Genomic DNA, 18,222 nt, shown 5'->3' on the forward strand with positions numbered 1-18,222 from the left:
CCCATATGGACGAGATGACCCAGGCCAACGCCGCCCTCGCCGAACAGAGCGCCGCCAGCGCCGGCGCGCTGTCGGGCAAGATCGCCGAACTCAACGCCCTCGTCGCCGGATTCCGCACCAGCGAGAGTGCCACTGTCGCGTCGCGCCAGCCGGCATCCGAGCCGACCGGCCAGTCCGAGCCGGAGCGGCTGCGGAACCTGGCGGAGGCGGCCTTCGCGCAGCGGCAGCCCGCGCCGCGCCGCGAGCGGGCCGTGCCCGCCCCGGTTCAGATTCCGCCACGCAAGGTCGCCAATGGCCGCGGCGGCGACGCGGGCTGGGAGGAGTTCTGACGCAGGACCTGCGTTGCAGGGCTCGGAACAAACCCCACGCCCCCGCGCACCACTGGCGTTGAAATGGTCGGGGGCAGCTCACGCTGCCCCTTTTTCGTGCGCCGGCGCCGTCTGCTGCGCAACAGATCGCGGATCCTGGCCCGTCCGCCCCCGGCCATCGCCGCGCCAGACGCCAACCGCGATTGCGCGGCCGGCCTTCATGGAGGCGATACAAGGCGCGGTTCCGGCGGTCGAAGCGCTGCTTCGAAGCCTCGTGCCCGCCGATGCGGACATCGCCGCCGAATCGGACTTCGGCGCCGGCCGGGCCGGCTAATGCCGGTGGCGGCGCCGGCGCGGACAGTGCGAGCAGACACGCAGCGAGAGGGGCAAGCTCGACATGCGCCGATCAGATCAGCCGGGCCGGGACGGAGGCAAGGCAGGCGGCGCGCGTCAGCTCCGCCCGGCCACGACGACGAGCCGCTTGACCTCGCCGCGCAGGAAGGCCTGCAGGAAGCGGTCATAGTCCTTGACCGAGACGCAGCCATTCGAATCGCCACGCGGGCCGAGCAGGTAATTGTGCACCAGCAGGCCGGCGCGGCCGAAGATCCTGCCGCTGCCGCCGACGGGATGCATGCGGATGGCGCGCACGCCGTGGAACAGGGCCTCGCGCTCGGTCAGATCGTAGACATGCGGCGGCGTCGGGCCCTGCATGCGGACATGGACGAAGCGGATGTCGTTCATCTTGTCGCCGAGGCCGGAATTGGCCTCCAGCCGCTCGCCATTGGGCAGATAGACGGTGCGGGCGCTGATGTCGTACACCGCCGTCTTGCTGCCGGCGGCCGGCATGGACGCCATCGGCGCGGGCGCCGGCGCGACCGTCAGCCCGCTGCCGCGGCCGCTGCGCTGGGTGATGTCGTCCTGCGGCGCCGCATAGGCGAGACGTTCGCCGGAGCTCTGCGGCGCATTGGCGTTCACGCCGAAGAGCTTCTCGAAGAAGTTGCGATTGTCGGCCGCAGGCTCGGCTTTGGCGACCACGTCCTTGCCTTGGCGCGAGGTCGCGCGCGCCGCGAGGCGCGGCTCGGGCGGAGCCGGCAACTTCAGATCTGCCGGGCGCGGGACCGGACGCGGAGCAATCAGTGCGATCCGCGGCGGCTCGGCCGGGGGCGGCAGCGCGACCGTCGTCGTCGCCGCGCTCTGCCCGACGGGGTCGGACGGTGCGATCGATCCGGTGACCTCGGGATCCGCGACCGCTACTTGCCGGGTTGGAACCGCCGACTGGAAGCGGCCGGGAAGCGGCGCGCTGGCCGCGAAGGACTGCGCGACATAGCCGGCGACATAGCCGGGCCGGAGCAGCGGCGTCGACGTATCGGCGGCGAGCGTCGTCGGCGGCAGGGCTCGCGGCGGCTTTCTCGAAGCCGTGATGCTTGCGTCCTCCGCCGGCTCGCCCTGGCGGCCGGCCCAGCTCGACAATCCCGCCATCGTGACGCCGGCAAGGGCCACCAGCACACCGAGACGGATGAAGGGGCTACGACGCTGACGCTTCAGGCTATAGGAGTAGCCGGCAAACTTGTTTGAGCAACGCATACGCAACGCCTCGGGACACCACGCAGGCATCCCGTTCAGGCGCAGCGCCGTATCCGTCTCGCCGGCACGCTCGAATGCGTGGCGGGCAGACCGTTCCGGCCTGGTCGTCAGTCTCGGGAAACCCCAACCTCGTCAGCCCATTGAGCGCGCGCTTGGTTAATTCCCGATGAATCGGAACAAGTTTACCGGATGCCGATCACGCCGCGGCCTGGATGGCCGCGGCGCTCCTCTTCGCCGGCCCGGCCTCGTCAGGCCAGGGGCTTCAGACCGGCCTCGATCGCGGCGCGCTTCGGCTCGAGGAAGGGCGGCAGCGAGAGCCCCTCGCCCATGGTCTCGAGCGGCTCGTCGGTGGCGAAGCCCGGGCCGTCGCTGGCGATCTCGATCAGCACGCCGTTCGGCTCGCGCAGATAGAGCGAGCGGAAGTAGAAGCGGTCGACCGGTCCGCTGTTCGGATAGCCCGAGGCGCGCAGCCGCTCGGCCCAGGCGTCGTATTCGCCGAAGCTCGGCGTGCGCAGGGCGAGATGGTGGACGCCGCCGGCGCCTTCGCGCGCCGGGGCGAGGCCGGGCTCGACCGCGACGTTGAGTTCGGCGGCCGGACCACCCTCGCCGATCCGGAAGACATGGATGTCGCCGCCGGCATGGGCCGGATCGCGATAATCCGCGATGCGCTCCAGCCCGAGCAGCTTGGTCAGCACGAGCTCGGTCCGCTCGATCTGCGGAACCGAGATCGTCACCGGGCCGAGGCCGCGGATCTGGTGCTCGGCCGGAACCGTGCTGCGCTCCCAGGCGACGAAGGGGATCGTGCCGCCATCGACGACGAGCGTCAGGCGCTGGCCCTCCGGATCCTCGAAATCGAGCGCCGCGCGGCCGTTGAGCAGGCGCGTCTCCGAGACGGCGACGCCGGCCGCCGTCAGCCGCTGGCGCCAATAGTCCAGCGAGGCCTCGCCCGCCACCCGGAGCGAGGTCCGGGTGATGGAATGCGTGCCGCGCCTTGCCGGAGCCGCCGGCCAGTCGAAGAAGGTCAAATCGGTGCCGGGCGAGCCGGCGCCATCGGCGTAGAACAGGTGGTAGGCCGAGGTGTCGTCCTGGTTCACCGTCTTCTTGACCAGGCGAAGGCCCAGCGTCCCGACATAGAAGCGTCGGTTCTGTGCCGCCTGGGCAGTGATGGCGGTGACGTGGTGGATTCCGGTGAGTTGCATGGCGCGAGCCCCTTCCGATCTCGGATCGCCGAGATGCGCTGCGATCGATCGCTCACAGATGGGCGTTGCGGAGGCGCCATGAAGACGGCGGAGAGCCATGCCTTGATTGCGGCGGTGCAATTGTCAGGCTCACCGCTCCGGCGTGGATTGCTTCGGCGCGCTGCTCTTGTCCGCGGCAGCAGGCGGCGTCGTGCAATCCTGCGGCTTGTTCTTGCAGTCATAGACCATGGTCGGCGCCGCGGACGGGCCGGATTGTCCGGCCGAAGGCAGGATCATGTTCTGGCCCCTATCGACCTGGCTCGGATGCGTGGTCCTGGGGCCGACGCCGGAATTGTCCGATGGTTTGTTGGTCTGCGGCGTCTGCGCTGCGGCCACTGTCGTCAGCGCAAGCGTCGTCAGCAAGGCAAGCAGCGTCGTCCTGGGGGACATGATTGATCTCCGAACTTGATCAATGAGTTCGGAGATCAACCCGCTGCCGCGAGATCGGGTTCCCGCTTATTCCGCCGCTCGCGCCGCTGGCTCAGTCGTCGCATCGGCCGGCGGGCCGCCATGCCGGCTCGGCTTGGCCTTCAGCTTGAGCTCCTGGAGTTCCTCGCGCTCGCGCGGCGTGTTGCGCATGAGCTGGTCCTTGCCGGGCTGGTACTGCACCGGCTGCGCGACATCGGCGCCATACCAGGCGGCCGCCCGCAACACGAAGGAGGGATCGGCCAGATGCGGCCGCCCGAGCGCGACGAGATCGGCCCGGCCGGCGGCGACGATGGTGTTGGCCTGATCTGCCGAGGTGATGGCGCCGACGCACATCGTCGCGATCCCGGCCTCGTTGCGGATGCGGTCGGAGAACGGGGTCTGGAACATGCGGCCGTAGACCGGCCTCGCCGCCGGCGTGGTCTGGCCGGTCGAGACGTCGACGAGGTCGCAGCCGGCCTGGGCAAAGGCCTCCGCGATCGCAACCGAGTCCTCGGCGCCGATGCCGCCCTCCTGCCAGTCCGTCGCCGAGATGCGCACCGACATCGGCTTGCCGGCCGGCCAGATCTCGCGCAGCGCGGCGAAGACCTCGAGCGGATAGCGCAGGCGATTGGCGAGCGAGCCGCCATACGCGTCCGTGCGCTGGTTGGTCAGCGGCGAGAGGAAGCTCGCGAGCAGATAGCCATGGGCGCAGTGGAGCTCGAGCATGTCGAAGCCGGCGCGCAGGCCACGCTGCGCCGCCGCGACGAAATCGGCCTTGATCCGGTCCATGTCGGCGCGGTCGATCGCGCGCGGCACCTGGCTGTCGGGGTAATAGGGCAAGGGCGAGGCCGAGACGATCGGCCAGGCGCCGGCCTCGAGCGGACGGTCCATGCCCTCCCACATCAGCTTGCTCGCGCCCTTGCGTCCGGCATGGCCGAGCTGGAGGCAGATCCTGGCCGCCGAGTGGGCGTGGACGAAATCGACGATGCGCTTCCAGGCCGCTTCCTGTTCGTCGTTGTAGAGGCCGGCGCAACCCGGCGTGATGCGGGCATCGGCCGAGACGCAGGTCATCTCGGTGAAGACCAGCCCCGCTCCGCCGACGGCACGCGCGCCATAATGCATCAGGTGCCAATCGCCGGGCAGGCCATCATGCGCCGAATACTGACACATCGGCGAGACGACGAACCGGTTCGCCAGCCGCATCTCGCGCAGGGCGAAAGGCTGGAAGGCGGGCGGCACCGGCGAGCCGTCGCGGCGCGACACCTGATCGGCGCCGAGCTCGTCGGCGACCAGCCTGTCGATCGCCGCGACGAACTCGGGCGCGCGCAGAGCGAGGTTGTCGTAGGTGATCGCCTTGGAGCGGGTCATCAACCCGAAGGCGAAGCGCAGCGGCTCGAAATGCCAGAAGCGCTCGAGCTGCTCGAACCAGACCAGCGAGACGTCGGCGGCGTGCTGGGTCTTCTCGACCTCCTCGCGCCGGCCGGTCTCGAAAACGGCGAGCGCGGCGGCGACATCGAGCCCGGTGCGGCGGAAGGCGCGGTGCAGCGCGATCGAATCCTCCATCGCGAGCTTGGTGCCGGAGCCGATCGAGAAATGCGCCGTCGCCTTGGCGTCGCCGAGCAGGACGACATTGTCGACCACCCAGTTGCGGCAGCGGATCATCGGGAACTGGCGCCACAGCGAGCGGTTGGTGATCAGCCTGTGGCCCTGCAGCTCCTCGGCGAAGACCTGTTCGAGGTAGGCGACCGTGGCGGCCTCGTCCATGCCCTCCAGCCCGGCGCGGGCGAAGGTTTCCGGATCGGTCTCCAGCACCCAGGTCGATTGCCCGGCCTCGTACTGGTAGCAATGGGCGATGAAGACGCCGTGCTCGGTCTCGCGGAAGAAGAAGGTGAAGGCGTCGAAGGGCCGGGTCGAGCCCATCCAGACGAAGCGGTTCGGCCGGAGGTCGACCTGCGGCGCGAAGCGGTCGCGATCGCCCTCGCGGATGCGGCTGTTGATGCCGTCCGCGCCGACGACGAGGTCGTAATCGCGCTTCATCGCGGCGATGTCCTCGATCTCCTGCGAGAACACGAGCTCGACGCCGACCTGGCGGGCCCGCTCCTGCAGCAGCATCAGGAGCGTGCGGCGCGAGCAGCCGCAGAAGCCGTTGCCCGGCACACGGCGCACCGTGCCTTTGAAATGGATCTCGATATCGTCCCAATAGGCGAAGCTCGCGACGATCGCCTCGTAGCTCGGCAGGTCGGCCGCCCTGAACAGGTCGAGCGTCTGGTCGGAGAAGACGACGCCGAAGCCGAAGGTGTCGTCGGGGCGATTGCGCTCGAAGACGGTGATGTCGAGCGACGGCCAATCCCGCTTCATCAACAGGGCGTAATAGAGCCCCGCAGGCCCGCCGCCCACCACCGCAATGCGCATGACACCCTCCCTGCTAGCGAAATCATTTTAAGCCTGAAATAATTTTGACTCAAGCCCATGGCGTCGCGGCCACGGCATCGGGCGCACCAATGCCCTGAGACAAGGCGGATGACGCAAGTAAACAGCTGACATTGCTATATATTTTCTGCGGCCTTATAAACCCCGCGCCCTGCCCTTGCAAAATGTTTCAGACCTAAAATATATTTGCCGCAAGAGGAGACGGCGGCATGGGATCGGTTCTGGCGGGACAGCATGCGCTGGTGAGCGGCGGCGGACGCGGCATCGGCCGCGCCATCGCTTCCGCTCTCCGCGAGGCCGGCGCCCGGGTCTCGATCATCGGCCGCAATGACGCGATCCTGCAGAAGGCCGTGCTCGCCGGCGCGGCCGATGCCGCCCATCCCGTCGACGTGACCGACGAAACGGCGGTGAGCGAGGCGATGGCCGGGCTCGCGGCGAGCCGGCCGTTCGACATCGTCGTCGCCAATGCCGGCGCGGCCGAGAGCGCGAGCTTCCAGCGCAGCGACGCGGCGCTGTTCCGGCGCATGGTCGAGATCAACCTGATCGGCGCGGTGAACTGCTTCCGGCCCGCTTTGCCCGCCATGGTCGAGCGCGGCTCCGGCCGCCTGATCGCGATCGCCTCGACGGCGGGCCATCGCGGCTATGCCTATGTCTCGGCCTATGCTGCCGCCAAGCATGCCGTGGTCGGCCTGGTGCGCTCGCTGGCGCTGGAGACGGCGCGGAGCGGCGTCACGGTCAACGCCGTCTGCCCGGGCTACACCGACACCGACATGGTCGCCGGCAGCCTGACGACGATCGCCGCCAAGACCGGGAAGACCCGCGAGGAGGCGCTGATGCAGCTGACCAGGGACAATCCGCAGCATCGCCTGATCACGCCGGAGGAGGTCGCGGCCGCCGTCGTCAATCTCTGCGGGCCGCAGAGCCGCGGCATCACCGGCCAGTCCATCCTGATCAACGGCGGGGAGTTCTGACGATGGAGATCCCGTCCAGTGCCCCGCTGCTCGACCGCGAGACCAAGGCGAGCGAACGTCCGGGCGACCACAAGGACGAGCTCAGGCTGTGGCTGCGGATGCTGACCTGCTCGACGCTGATCGAGAGCGAGATCCGCACCCGCCTGCGCGAGGAGTTCAAGACCACGCTGCCGCGCTTCGACCTGATGGCGCAGCTCGAGAAGTCGACCACCGGCATGACGGTCGGCGAGGTTTCGCAGCGCTTGATGGTCTCCAACGGCAACGTCACCGCTGTGGTCGCCGGCCTCCTCGCCGACGGGCTGGTCGACAAGCGCCCGGCTGCGCAGGACCGGCGCGTGCAGGTGCTGACGTTGACGGCCCAGGGCCGGCGCGCCTTCAGGGCGATGGCGGAGCGCCACGAGGGCTGGATCGCCGAGCTCTTCGCCGGGCTGGGAGCAGCCGAGATCGGCCAGCTCTTCCGGCTGCTCGGGCAGACCAAGGCCTCGCTGCACCAGGCCATCGGCAAGCGGCAGAACGGCACGCCGGCCACGGCGGGAGACGACGAATGACGAGCGCGAACCCGGTCACCCTGCCGCTTTCCGGCTTCACGCCGCGGCACTTCCAGCTCACGGTCGCCGGCAAGGTCGCGACCGTGACGCTGAACCGGCCGGAGAAGAAGAACCCGCTGACTTTCGAGAGCTATCGCGAGCTGACCGATTTCTTCCTCGCCGCGCAGAAGGAGGAGGAGGTCAAGGCGATCGTGGTGACCGGCGCCGGCGGCAATTTCTCCTCGGGCGGCGACGTCTTCGAGATCATCGGGCCGCTGGTCGCGATGGAGACCCGGGACCTCCTGAAATTCACCCGGATGACCGGCGAGCTGGTCAAGACCATGCGCGCCTGCCCGCAGCCGGTGATCGCCGCGATCGACGGCATCTGCGCCGGCGCCGGGGCGATCATCGCCATGGCTTCGGATCTGCGGCTCGGCACGGCGGAAACGAAGATCGCCTTCCTGTTCAACCGCGTCGGCCTCGCCGGCTGCGACATGGGCGCCTGCGCGATGCTGCCGCGCATCGTCGGACAGGGGCGCGCCGCCGAACTGCTCTATACCGGCCGGGTGCTCAGGGGCGACGAGGCCGAGCGCTGGGGCTTCCTGAACCGCCTCGTCGCCCGCGACGGCGTGCTCACGGAGGCGCAAGCGCTCGCCGCCGAGCTCGCCGACGGGCCGACCTTCGCCAACGCCATGACCAAGCGGATGCTCGAGATGGAATGGGCGATGTCGGTCGAGGCGGCGATCGAGGCCGAGGCGGTGGCGCAGGCGCTGTGCATGCAGACCGAGGATTTCGCCCGCGCCTATCACGCCTTCGCCGAGAAGCGGAAACCGGTGTTCGAGGGCAATTGACATGGCGTTGCTCGGCGACACGCTCGACTGGCCCTTCTTCGAGGCGCACCACCGCGATTTCGCCGAGCGGCTGGTGGCCTGGGCCGACGCGACCCTGCCCTCGCTGCCGCATGACGATGTGGACCAGGCTTGCAGGGCGCGGGTGAAGGCACTGGGCGAAGCCGGCTTCCTCAGGGCCGCGGTCCCGGCGCAGCATGGCGGGCTGCATGCCGCGCTCGACGTGCGCACGCTCTGCCTCGCCCGCGAGATCCTGGCCGCGCGCGACGGGCTCGCCGATTTCGCCTTCGCCATGCAGGGGCTGGGAACGGGCGCGATCAGCGTCGCCGGCTCGCCGGATATGAAGGCGCGCATCCTGCCGGCGGTGGCACGCGGCGAACGGATCGCCGCCTTCGCCCTGTCGGAGAAGGAGGCCGGCTCCGACGTCGCCGCCATGGCGACCACAGCGACGCCCGACGGCAACAGCCATGTCCGGATCGATGGCGAGAAGAGCTGGATCTCGAATGGCGGGATCGCCGATCATTACGTCGTCTTCGCCCGCTCGGGCGAGGCGCCCGGGGCGCGCGGCCTCTCCGCCTATCTGGTCGAGGCCGATACGCCCGGGCTCTCGATCGCCGAGCGCATCGACGTGATCGCGCCGCACCCGCTCGCGACGCTGCGCTTCGAGGGCTGCCTCATCCCCGCCGCCAACCGCATCGGCGGCGCCGGCGACGGCTTCAAGGTCGCGATGGCGACGCTCGACATCTTCCGCTCGACGGTCGGCGCCGCCGCGCTCGGCTTCGCCCGCCGGGCGCTGCACGAGACCGTCTCGCATGCGAAGGGCCGCAAGCTCTTCGGCGGCACGCTGGGCGACCTCCAGCTCTCGCAGGCGGCAATCGCCGACAGCGCCGCCGAGGTCGACGCCGCAGCGCTGCTGGTCTACCGCGCCGCCTGGACCAAGGATCGGGGCGCGGCCCGCGTCACCCGCGAGGCGGCGCTGGCCAAGCTGGTCGCGACCGAGAACGCGCAGAAGGTGATCGACCGCGCCGTGCAGATCCATGGCGGGCTCGGCGTCACCCGCGGGGTCAAGGTCGAGGAGCTCTACCGCGAGATCAGGGCGCTGAGGATCTACGAGGGCGCCAGCGAGGTGCAGAAGGTCGTGATCGCGCGCGACCTGCTGAAGTAAGGCGCGAGCATGTTCCGCAAAAGCGGGAACCGGTTTTGCGGCAAGAACATGCCCGAAAGAATAAGCAGGGGAACGAGATGGGTACCGCAGATCTCTTGCGGTCGGGACATGTGGACACGTTCGCGCGGGACAACCTGCCGCCGCGCGAAACCTGGCCGCGCCTCGACCTCGCAGCCGCCGGGCTGAACTATCCGGAACGGCTCAACGTCGTCACCGACTTCGTCGATCGCCATGTCGCGGAGGGGCATGGCGGGCGCGATGCGGTGATTTCGCCGGCGGGTGTCTGGAGCTATGCGGCGCTCGCCGAGAGGGTGAACCGCATCGCCAATGTGCTGACCCGCGATCTCGGCCTGGTGCCCGGCAATCGCGTCCTGCTGCGCGCCGCCAACACGCCGATGATGGTCGCCGCCTATCTCGCCGTGCTCAAGGCGGGCGGAATCGTGGTCGCGACCATGCCGATGCTGCGCGCCGGCGAGCTCGCCTATCCGATCCGCAAGGCGAAGATCGCGCTGGCGCTCTGCGATGCTCCGCTGGTCGGCGAACTCGCGGCGGCTCAACGGCTTGTGCCGGAACTTTCGACCGTCGTGACATGGGGCGACGGCGCCCTCGAAGCGCTGATGGAGAAGCCCGGCTACGAGGCTTTCGAACCGGCTGACACGGCCCAGGACGATGTCTGCCTGATCGCCTTCACCTCGGGCACGACCGGCGAGCCCAAGGGCACCATGCATTTCCAGCGCGACCTGCTGGCGATCTGCGACACTTATGGCGCGCGCGTGCTGAAGGCATCGCCCGACGATCGTTTCATCGGCTCGCCGCCCCTCGCCTTCACCTTCGGGCTCGGCGGCATCGTGCTCTTCCCGTTGCGGATCGGCGCGGCCTGCGTGCTGCCGGCGAAGGCCTCGCCGCCCGATCTCGCGGAAGCGATCGAGCGCTATCGCGCCAGCGTCTGCTTCACGGCGCCGACCGCCTATCGCGCCATCCTCGGCAGGATCGGCGAGCGCGACCTGTCCTCGCTGCGCATCTGCGTCTCGGCCGGCGAGACACTTCCGAAGGCGACCTTCGACGCCTGGCAGGCGGCCACCGGGATCGCGCTGATGGACGGAATCGGAGCGACGGAGATGCTGCACATCTTCATCGGGGCGCCGCGTGACCGGATCCGGCCCGGCTCCACCGGGCTGCCCGTGCCCGGCTACGAGGCCAGGATCATCGACGAGACCGGCAATGAGGTGCCCGACGGAACGCCCGGGCGTCTCGCGGTGCGCGGCCCGACGGGATGCCGCTATCTCGCCGATCCGCGCCAGGCTAAATACGTGCTCGATGGCTGGAACGTCACGGGCGACACCTATCTGCGCGATGGCGACGGCTATTTCTGGTACCAGGCCCGTTCCGACGACATGATCGTCTCGGCCGGCTACAACATCGCCGGACCGGAGGTCGAGGCCTGCCTGCTGACGCATGAGGCGGTGGCGGAATGCGGCGTGGTCGGAGCACCATGCCCCGAGCGCGGCCAGATCGTGAAGGCCTATGTGCTGCTGCGCGAGGGCTTCACCGGCGACACCGCCCTGATCAAGGCATTGCAGGACCACGTCAAGGCGACCATCGCGCCGTACAAATATCCGCGTGCGATCGCTTTCGTGACAACCCTGCCGAAGACCTCTACCGGGAAGCTGCAGCGCTTCGCCCTGCGCGAGATCGCGCGCCAGGAAGCGACCACGGCTTCCTGACGACATTCGAGAGAGACCATGCCATGACCAGCGGCTCGCCGCCCTCCGATTTCGCTCCGCGCCACATCCGCGCCGTCCTGCCGGAAGGCTGGCCGCAACCGCGCGGCTACGCCAACGGCATGCTCGCCGAAGGCAAGGTGCTGATGACCGGCGGCCTCGTCGGCTGGGACGTCGACGGCGTCTTCGCCAAGAGCTTCGTCGCGCAGGTCGGCCAGACGCTCGCCAACATCAAGGCGGTGGTCGAGGCGGGCGGAGGCCGGGTCGAGGACATCGTGCGGCTGACCTGGTACGTCACCGACATCCAGGCCTATCGCGACAGCCTGGCCGCTCTCGGCCCGACCTACCGGGCCAATTTCGGCCGGCATTTCCCGGCCATGGCGGTGGTCGCCGTCGCCGCCCTGGTCGAGCCCGAGGCGATGGTCGAGATCGAGGCGACGGCCGTTCTGGCGGGCTGAGCGCCGGCTCCGGCGCGGCCGGCAGGCCGGCCTGCTCGCAAGATCGCCCTCATCCTCGCAGGGCACGGTTTCGGGTCGTCGGATCGAACGGAACGCGCGCTAGGAGTTTACCAAGAATTAGCCACGATACTCGACGGCGCCGCCCCTCGACGGGCGGTGCGTGAACAGGAGTATCTCATGACGAGCATCAACGGGCTCGGCGGCTTTCGCCCGCCACCGCCCGGAAAGCCACCGGGCTTCGACAAGCTCGACGGCAACGGCGACGGGGCACTCAGCCTCGATGAATTCGCTGCCGGCGCGCCGAAAGGCGCCGACAGCGCAAGAACCGAGAAGCTGTTCAAGGCAATGGATGCCGACCAGGACGGAGCGGTCAGCAAGGCGGAATCGGACGCCTTCCGAGCAAATCTCGACAAGGCCGACCAGCAGATGCAGGCCCTCCTGCTGATGCTCCAGTCGGATTCGGCGAACGCCACGACGGCGACCAAGGCCGACGCCAAGGATGGCGAGGACAAGAATTACTTCGCCAAGCTCGACGCCGATTCCGACGGCAGCGTGGCCAGGGAGGAATTCCTGAAGGCCGTCGCGCCGGATGGCGACGGCTCGAACGGCCTGCTCGGCCGGCTCTTCGCCGCGATGGACGCGGACAAGGACGGCAAGATCTCCAAGGAGGAGATGGCCGACTTCAGGAAGCAGATGGAGGATCGGGCCGCGCACCGGCCGCCTCCGCCACCGCCGCCGGCCGAGATCAGCGGCGCGTCGGACGCCTATGGCCAGACGTTCCGGCTCGGAGCCGGGTCACCGTCCGGCGCGACCTATTCCCAGGCGGCCTAGCCACCGCTTGCGCAACGCCGGGCCGGCAGAAGGCCGTCCGGCGCTCTTCAGATCCCCGCCCCGTCATAGAGCGCAGACGGTGCCTTCCTCGCCCAGAACCTGGCATGCAGGCCTCTCAGCAGCGGCCGCAGCACGACATCGCCAAACCCCAGCGCAGCGGCGAGACCCCACTGACCCGTCGGCAGCGCCACCGCGGCGACGACCAAGAAACCGCTCGCCAGACGCCAGCTCGCCGCCTCGAACCAGGCGCGCCGCTCCTGTCCATCGCGCCAGCCGACGAGGCGCAACACCGTGCGCCGGGCCGCACCGGCCTCCGCCGCCGAACGATCGTTAGATGCCTTGGGACGCGTCTCGACGAAGCCGAAGGCGACGGTCTGGTTCGACAGCCTGTCGATCAGGATGAAGCCGCCGAGCTCGCGGCTGCGCGCATAGTCGAGCATTGCGAGCGGCCGGTCGAGCGTCAGCGTCGCCAGGCCGATGCCGTTCATCGCCAGGCTCTCGGCCGGCGCCTCGGCATAGCTCTCGATGTCGACGCTGTGATGCAGCCGGACGATGCGGGCATTGGCGGTGGCGGTGGCGAGCTTGAGGATGAATTCGCCGCCCTCCCGCAGCGCCGCCTCGCCGGTCCAGAGCAGGCGCGCCTGCACGTCCGTGCGGACGACCGGCGCATGCGCGAGCGAGGCGATGACGTCGCCGCGCGAGACGTCGATCTCCTCCGTCAAGGTCACCGTCACCGCCTGACCCGCGCTCGCCTGCGAGACCTCGCCGGACGGCGCGAGGATCCGGGCGATCGTGCTGCGGCGGCCGGAGGGCAGCGCCGCAATCGCATCGCCGACCCGCAGGCGCCCGCGCGCGACCGTGCCGGCAAAGCCGCGGAAATCGAGATCGGGCCGGTTGACCCATTGCACCGGAAGAGCGAAGCCGGTGTCGTCCTGCGCCTCGGCGACCACCACCGCGGCTTCGAGCAGGGGCAGCAGCGCCGGCCCGCGATACCAGGGCGTCAGGCTCGAGGGGCTGGTGACGTTCTGCCCGTCGCGGGCCGAGACCGGGACGAAGTCGATGCTGGCGAAGCCGAGGCCTGCGACCGCCTCGCGATAATCCTGTTCGATCCGCCGGAAGACCGCCTCGTCATAGCCGACGAGGTCCATCTTGTTGACGGCGACGACGACATGACGGACGCCGACCAGCGAGACGATGAAGGAGTGCCGGCGGGTCTGCGGCAGCAGGCCCTTGCGCGCGTCGATCAGGATGATGGCGAGATCGGCGGTCGAGGCGCCGGTCGCCATGTTGCGGGTATACTGCTCGTGGCCGGGCGTGTCGGCGACGATGAAGCTGCGCTTGTCGGTCGAGAAATAGCGATAGGCGACGTCGATGGTGATGCCTTGCTCGCGCTCGGCCGAGAGCCCGTCGACCAGCAGGGCGAAGTCGGGCGCAGCGCCTTGCGTCCCGAATTTGCGGGAGTCCGAATCGAGGGCGGTGAGCTGGTCGTCGAAGACCGCGCCGGCCTCGTAGAGGATGCGGCCGATCAGCGTCGACTTGCCGTCGTCGACGGAGCCGCAAGTGATGAAGCGCAACAGCGCGCGGGCGCTGCCCTCGGCATTGCGGCCCTGATCGTTGGCAGGTTGCGGCTGGCCGGCCCGAGCGGGCTGGCCCTTCAGCTTCGCGAGCGCCGCCATCAGAAATAGCCTTCCTGCTTCTTCTGCTCCATCGAGCCGGAGCCGTCATGGTCGATGACGCGCCCCTCGCGCTCAGAGGAGCGCGACGCCCGCATCTCGGCGATGATGTCGGTCAGGCTCGCGGCCTCGCTCTCGACCGCCCCGGTCAGCGGATAGCAGCCGAGCGTGCGGAAGCGGACCAGCTTCGTCTCGACGACCTCGCCGGGCAGGAGCGCCATGCGCTCGTCGTCGCGCATGATCCAGGCGCCGTTGCGGCGCACGACGGGACGCCTCGCCGCGAAATAGAGCGGCACGACCGGGATGTTCTCGAGCGCGATGTAGTCCCAGACATCCTTCTCGGTCCAGTTCGACAGCGGGAAGACGCGGAAGCTCTCGCCGGGCCCCTTGCGCGTGTTGAACAGCCGCCAGGGCTCGGGCCGCTGGTTCTTCGGATCCCAGCGATGCTGGGCCGAGCGCAGCGAGAAGACGCGCTCCTTGGCCCGGCTCTTCTCCTCGTCGCGCCGGGCTCCGCCGAAAGCGGCGTCGAAGCCGTAGTTGTCGAGCGCCTGCTTCAGCCCCTGCGTCTTCATCACGTCGGTATGCAGGCGCGAGCCGGAGGCGAAGGGATTGACGCCGGCGCGCAACCCCTTCTCGTTGACATGCACGATCAGGTCGAGCCCGAGCCGGCGGACGGTCTCGTCGCGGAAGGCGATCATCTCCCTGAACTTCCAGGTCGTATCGACATGGAGCAGCGGGAATGGCGGCTTGCCGGGATGAAAGGCCTTCATCGCGAGGTGCAGCAGGACGGCCGAGTCCTTTCCGATCGAATAGAGCAGCACGGGCCTCTCGCAGGTCGCGACGACCTCGCGGATGATGAAGATCGCCTCGGCTTCGAGCTTCTGCAGATGACTGAGCTGGATCACGCCATGACCTCCGCGGCCGGCTTGGACCGCACCAGCCGGCCATCCGGGCCGACATGCAGGCCGCATTCCTTGGCGGCCTCGTCTTCCCACCACCAGCGCCCGGCCCGCTCCGGCTCGCCCGGCCGGACAGCGCGGGTGCAGGGCTGGCAACCGATGGAGAGAAAGCCTCTCTCGTGCAGCGGGTTGAGCGGCACATCGTTCTCGCGGGCGAAGGCGAGCGCCCGCTCGCGGGACCAGTCGAACAGCGGATTGACCTTGATCAGGCCGCGCTCCCGGTCCACCTCGGCGAGCATGAGATCCCCGCGCGCGGCCGACTGCTCGGCGCGCAGGCCGGTGATCCAGGCGGCGGCGCCCGCGAGGGCCCGGCCGAGCGGCTCGACCTTGCGGGCATGGCAACAGGCCTTGCGCGCCGCGATGGAGTCGTAGAAGCCGTCGATGCCATGGCCGCGGACGAAGGCTTCGACGGCATCGTGGCGCGGGTAGAACGGCGTGATCGCGATGCCGTAGCGCCTCTCGGTTTCAGCCCAGAGCGTATGGACCTTGCCGAAAAGCCGCCCCGTATCGAGCGTGACGATCTCGATCGGCAGTTTCCCGGTGGCGATGAGATGGGTGACGATCTGGTCTTCGAGGCCGAAGCTGCTGGTGAACACCAGACGGCCGGGAATCCGTTCGGCCAGGCCGGAGAGGCGCTCCGCGGATTCCGACGTTCCGAACGCGGCGCCGATGGTTTCAGCCTGTTCCTGCAAATGGAGAATTGGCTTGCTCTGCGCGGACGAACCTGACGCGAGCGGCCCGGCGCGACGCCCGCCGGTCGATACTCGCTGCACCATCGGACACTCTGGCGTTCTGCAAATCGAACAATTCACATATAAGCAGAACGGTCCCCGATCAATTTACATTGCATAGTGTGAAATTTTCAATTTCGGGAGAGATGGAGAATATCCTTCCGTCCGTCTCGGCCGAAGCCGCCCCCTCACTCGCCCGGGCGCGCAGGAACCTTCGCTCGTTCGGCCGCGTTGACCGGAGACGCAGGGAGACCCTGCAGGGCAACAGGGGAAGCTCATGGCACATTCCGCGAACCAGGCAGTCGAGAGCTTGCGCAAGGAACAGCGCGAACAACGCAGGGACGAGAAGAAGGCGGGTGGCTCCGCCGAGAAGCAGCTCGACAAGGCGCTGAAGGACACGTTTCCGGCCAGCGATCCCGTCGCGCCGCAGACTCCGGTGAAGGCTGGCGCCCCCAAGCAACGCCGCGGTTGACCGCTGTTGCAAATGGCGAATTCCTGCTCCATCCCGGCCTGACAGATGGAGCAGATCATGCCAGAGCGCGCCAGAGTCGATGCCTTCGTCGCCGCCGTCGTCAGCGGCGACCATGTCGGCGCCATCCGCGACTTCTATGCCGACGACGCCACCATGCAGGAGAACGCCAACGCGCCACGCCGCGGGCGCGAAGCGCTGATGGCGCACGAGGCGCGTGCCCTTGCGCGGCTGGAGAAGATGCATACCCATCCGCCCGTCGCGGTCCTGGTCGACGGCGATCACGTCGTCATCCGCTGGATCTTCGACGCGACCGACAAGGCCGGCGTGACGCGGCGGCTGGAAGAGCTCGCCTTTCAGCGCTGGCAGGGCGACCGCATCGCCGAGGAACGCTTCTTCTACGACACCGGAAGCGCCTGGCAGCTGGTCGAATAGGCGGCCGGTCAGCGCAGGCCGCTCGGGCCGACGGCAAGCTTTTCGCCGATCTGGATGAACTTCAGCGGATTGCGCGCCTCGTCCGCCAGGCGCGTCTCGTAGTGCAGATGCGGCCCGGTCGAGCGCCCGGTCGAGCCGACGCGTCCGATGACCTGCCCGGCGGCGACGATCTGGCCTTCCTTGACGTCGAAGGCCGAGAGGTGGCCATAGCGCGTGGTGATGCCGTTGCCGTGGTCGAGCTCGACCAGGTTGCCGTAGCCGCCCGCGACCTCGGCGCGCAGCACCTTTCCCGCCCCGGCTGCGCGCACCGGCGTGCCGGTCTCGCCACGGAAGTCCATGCCGGCATGCATGGCGGTTCCGCCGGTGAACGGATCGGCGCGCGGCCCGAAATTGCTGGTGGTGGTGTCGTCGCCCTCGAGCGGGCGCTGAAACGGCACGATGGCGGCCAGATCGCGCCAGCGGCCGAAGACGGAGCGCGCCTCGCCCAGCTGCATCAGCGCGTGCTCGAACGTCCCCGGCTTGAGCGCCACGGTCATCGGCACCAGCGGCCCGCCCATGCCGGGGCGGCCCGGCGGCAGCTTGACCCTGGCGGGATCGAGCCCGATCTCGGCCAGCGCCGCCCTCACCTCCTGCACCCGCCCGACAAGCTGACGGCCGAGTGCCGAGAGCTGCTGGCTCTGGCCGTTCTGCACCCGGTCGAGCGATTGGCCGAGCACGGCGATGCGCTGGTCGAGCGACATGGTCTCGCTCGCCTTGACCGCCGCCGCGACCTGACGGCGCTGCTGCGCCAGCACGGCCGGGTTGACCCGGTCGAGGATGTTCTGACCGTCGGCGAACTGCGTGCCGCCCGGCGCCTGGGCACCGCCCTGCGGCAGGATCGGCCCGACCGCCTGGCCGGTGAGCGCGCCAAGGAGGGCCTGCCGCGCCTCCAGTTCGATCTGCCGCGTGATCAGGTCGGCGAGCTGATCGCCCGCCTTGCCGGCCTCGCCGGGCTGCCCCGGCTGAGCCGGCAGGCCGGGCGAATTGCCCGAGGCGACGATGGCGCTGACGAGGCGGCGCTGCAGCGCCTTGAGCTTCTCGTCATAGCTGCTCTGCAGGATCGCCTGCTCCTGTTGCAGGGCAGCGACGCGGCCCTTCTCCTGGTAGAGGAAATAGGCGGTCACGCCGAGGCCGACGAACGCCAGCGTCGCGCATGTCCAGGGCAAGATCGCGCCGCGTCCACTGCCGGGCCGCCCGCCGCTGCGCGGACGACGCGGCTTTTCGCTCTCCGGCTGGAGCGCGGTCGCAGCCGTGGCCTCGTCGGGCCGTCGCTTCAGGCGAACCGGTTGCACGCTTTCTCTCCTGATCCCGGCCGACGGCATCCGCGCACGCCCGGCTCGCCCTCAGCCAAACGACAGATCGCAAGTATAGCGCAAACAACGCTTGGCAGCGATCCACGCCGCGCTAAGCTGCGGCTCGGCAGTTCC

At 69.1% G+C, this 18,222-nt stretch carries 17 protein-coding genes and 1 pseudogene; 10 read left to right on the forward strand and 8 right to left on the reverse strand.

Going from position 1 to position 18,222, the window contains the following annotated elements; genetic code table 11:
• Positions 1 to 329 (forward strand): annotated as a pseudogene (locus CS1GBM4_RS12700) (hypothetical protein); the annotation flags it as partial.
• 429 nt (positions 330 to 758) lie between these two features.
• Here the strand turns inward: CS1GBM4_RS12700 and CS1GBM4_RS12705 are convergent.
• From CS1GBM4_RS12705 to CS1GBM4_RS12720, 4 genes are all read right to left on the reverse strand, one after another.
• Positions 759 to 1,892 (reverse strand): tlde1 domain-containing protein, encoded by a 1,134-nt coding sequence (locus CS1GBM4_RS12705; protein WP_244607199.1) that lies wholly within the window; start codon positions 1,890 to 1,892, stop codon positions 759 to 761.
• Positions 1,893 to 2,140: 248 nt separating this feature from the next.
• Positions 2,141 to 3,091, reverse strand: coding sequence for a ring-cleaving dioxygenase (locus CS1GBM4_RS12710; RefSeq protein ID WP_186419099.1), 951 nt, complete (start codon positions 3,089 to 3,091; stop codon positions 2,141 to 2,143).
• 129 nt (positions 3,092 to 3,220) lie between these two features.
• Positions 3,221 to 3,559, reverse strand: a complete 339-nt coding sequence (locus tag CS1GBM4_RS12715; RefSeq protein WP_186419100.1) for a hypothetical protein — start codon at positions 3,557 to 3,559, stop codon at positions 3,221 to 3,223.
• Positions 3,560 to 3,586: 27 nt separating this feature from the next.
• The gene (locus CS1GBM4_RS12720; RefSeq protein ID WP_186419101.1) at positions 3,587 to 5,950 is read right to left on the reverse strand and encodes a bifunctional salicylyl-CoA 5-hydroxylase/oxidoreductase; all 2,364 of its coding nucleotides are present in this window, start codon (positions 5,948 to 5,950) and stop codon (positions 3,587 to 3,589) included.
• A gap of 227 nt (positions 5,951 to 6,177) precedes the next feature.
• On the opposite strand from CS1GBM4_RS12720, the gene CS1GBM4_RS12725 reads away from it, so the two are divergent.
• From CS1GBM4_RS12725 to CS1GBM4_RS12755, 7 genes are all read left to right on the forward strand, one after another.
• Positions 6,178 to 6,939 carry an SDR family oxidoreductase gene (locus CS1GBM4_RS12725; protein ID WP_186419102.1) on the forward strand — a complete coding sequence of 254 codons (762 nt, stop codon included), beginning with the start codon at positions 6,178 to 6,180 and terminating at the stop codon, positions 6,937 to 6,939.
• A gap of 2 nt (positions 6,940 to 6,941) precedes the next feature.
• Positions 6,942 to 7,487, forward strand: coding sequence for a MarR family transcriptional regulator (locus CS1GBM4_RS12730; protein WP_186419103.1), 546 nt, complete (start codon positions 6,942 to 6,944; stop codon positions 7,485 to 7,487).
• Positions 7,484 to 8,317: an enoyl-CoA hydratase family protein gene (locus tag CS1GBM4_RS12735; RefSeq protein WP_186419104.1), complete on the forward strand. Its 834-nt coding sequence runs from the start codon at positions 7,484 to 7,486 to the stop codon at positions 8,315 to 8,317. The genes CS1GBM4_RS12730 and CS1GBM4_RS12735 overlap by 4 nt, the downstream gene beginning before the upstream one ends.
• A 1-nt stretch (position 8,318) precedes the next feature.
• The gene (locus CS1GBM4_RS12740; protein WP_186419105.1) at positions 8,319 to 9,479 is read left to right on the forward strand and encodes an acyl-CoA dehydrogenase family protein; all 1,161 of its coding nucleotides are present in this window, start codon (positions 8,319 to 8,321) and stop codon (positions 9,477 to 9,479) included.
• 77 nt (positions 9,480 to 9,556) lie between these two features.
• Complete coding sequence (locus CS1GBM4_RS12745) at positions 9,557 to 11,203, forward strand: AMP-binding protein (RefSeq protein WP_186419106.1); 1,647 nt, start codon at positions 9,557 to 9,559, stop codon at positions 11,201 to 11,203.
• A 23-nt stretch (positions 11,204 to 11,226) separates the two neighbouring features.
• Positions 11,227 to 11,658, forward strand: a complete 432-nt coding sequence (locus CS1GBM4_RS12750) for a RidA family protein (protein WP_186419107.1) — start codon at positions 11,227 to 11,229, stop codon at positions 11,656 to 11,658.
• A gap of 177 nt (positions 11,659 to 11,835) precedes the next feature.
• Positions 11,836 to 12,489: an EF-hand domain-containing protein gene (locus tag CS1GBM4_RS12755; RefSeq protein WP_186419108.1), complete on the forward strand. Its 654-nt coding sequence runs from the start codon at positions 11,836 to 11,838 to the stop codon at positions 12,487 to 12,489.
• A 47-nt stretch (positions 12,490 to 12,536) separates the two neighbouring features.
• On the opposite strand, the gene cysN is transcribed toward CS1GBM4_RS12755, so the two are convergent.
• From cysN to CS1GBM4_RS12770, 3 genes are read right to left on the reverse strand one after another with little or no spacing between them, the layout of a single operon-like run.
• Positions 12,537 to 14,165: a sulfate adenylyltransferase subunit CysN gene (gene cysN, locus CS1GBM4_RS12760; RefSeq protein ID WP_186419109.1), complete on the reverse strand. Its 1,629-nt coding sequence runs from the start codon at positions 14,163 to 14,165 to the stop codon at positions 12,537 to 12,539.
• Complete coding sequence (cysD, locus tag CS1GBM4_RS12765; protein WP_244607200.1) at positions 14,165 to 15,067, reverse strand: sulfate adenylyltransferase subunit CysD; 903 nt, start codon at positions 15,065 to 15,067, stop codon at positions 14,165 to 14,167. Before cysD ends, cysN begins: the two co-directional genes overlap by 1 nt.
• Positions 15,064 to 15,897, reverse strand: a complete 834-nt coding sequence (locus CS1GBM4_RS12770; protein WP_186419111.1) for a phosphoadenylyl-sulfate reductase — start codon at positions 15,895 to 15,897, stop codon at positions 15,064 to 15,066. The genes cysD and CS1GBM4_RS12770 overlap by 4 nt, the downstream gene beginning before the upstream one ends.
• Positions 15,898 to 16,162: 265 nt before the next feature.
• On the opposite strand from CS1GBM4_RS12770, the gene CS1GBM4_RS12775 reads away from it, so the two are divergent.
• Together CS1GBM4_RS12775 and CS1GBM4_RS12780 are read left to right on the forward strand one after the other, a co-directional pair.
• Positions 16,163 to 16,324 carry a hypothetical protein gene (locus CS1GBM4_RS12775; RefSeq protein ID WP_186419112.1) on the forward strand — a complete coding sequence of 54 codons (162 nt, stop codon included), beginning with the start codon at positions 16,163 to 16,165 and terminating at the stop codon, positions 16,322 to 16,324.
• Between the two features lie 57 nt (positions 16,325 to 16,381).
• Positions 16,382 to 16,756 (forward strand): nuclear transport factor 2 family protein, encoded by a 375-nt coding sequence (locus tag CS1GBM4_RS12780; RefSeq protein ID WP_186419113.1) that lies wholly within the window; start codon positions 16,382 to 16,384, stop codon positions 16,754 to 16,756.
• An 8-nt stretch (positions 16,757 to 16,764) separates the two neighbouring features.
• Here the strand turns inward: CS1GBM4_RS12780 and CS1GBM4_RS24755 are convergent, their stop codons facing one another.
• A complete protein-coding gene (locus tag CS1GBM4_RS24755) occupies positions 16,765 to 18,087 on the reverse strand; it encodes a peptidoglycan DD-metalloendopeptidase family protein (protein WP_186419114.1) in 1,323 nt (440 codons plus the stop codon).
• Positions 18,088 to 18,222 lie beyond the last annotated feature (135 nt).

Origin of the sequence: Allobosea sp. CS1GBMeth4, assembly GCF_900185715.1 — a bacterium.
Lineage (GTDB): Bacteria > Pseudomonadota > Alphaproteobacteria > Rhizobiales > Beijerinckiaceae > Allobosea.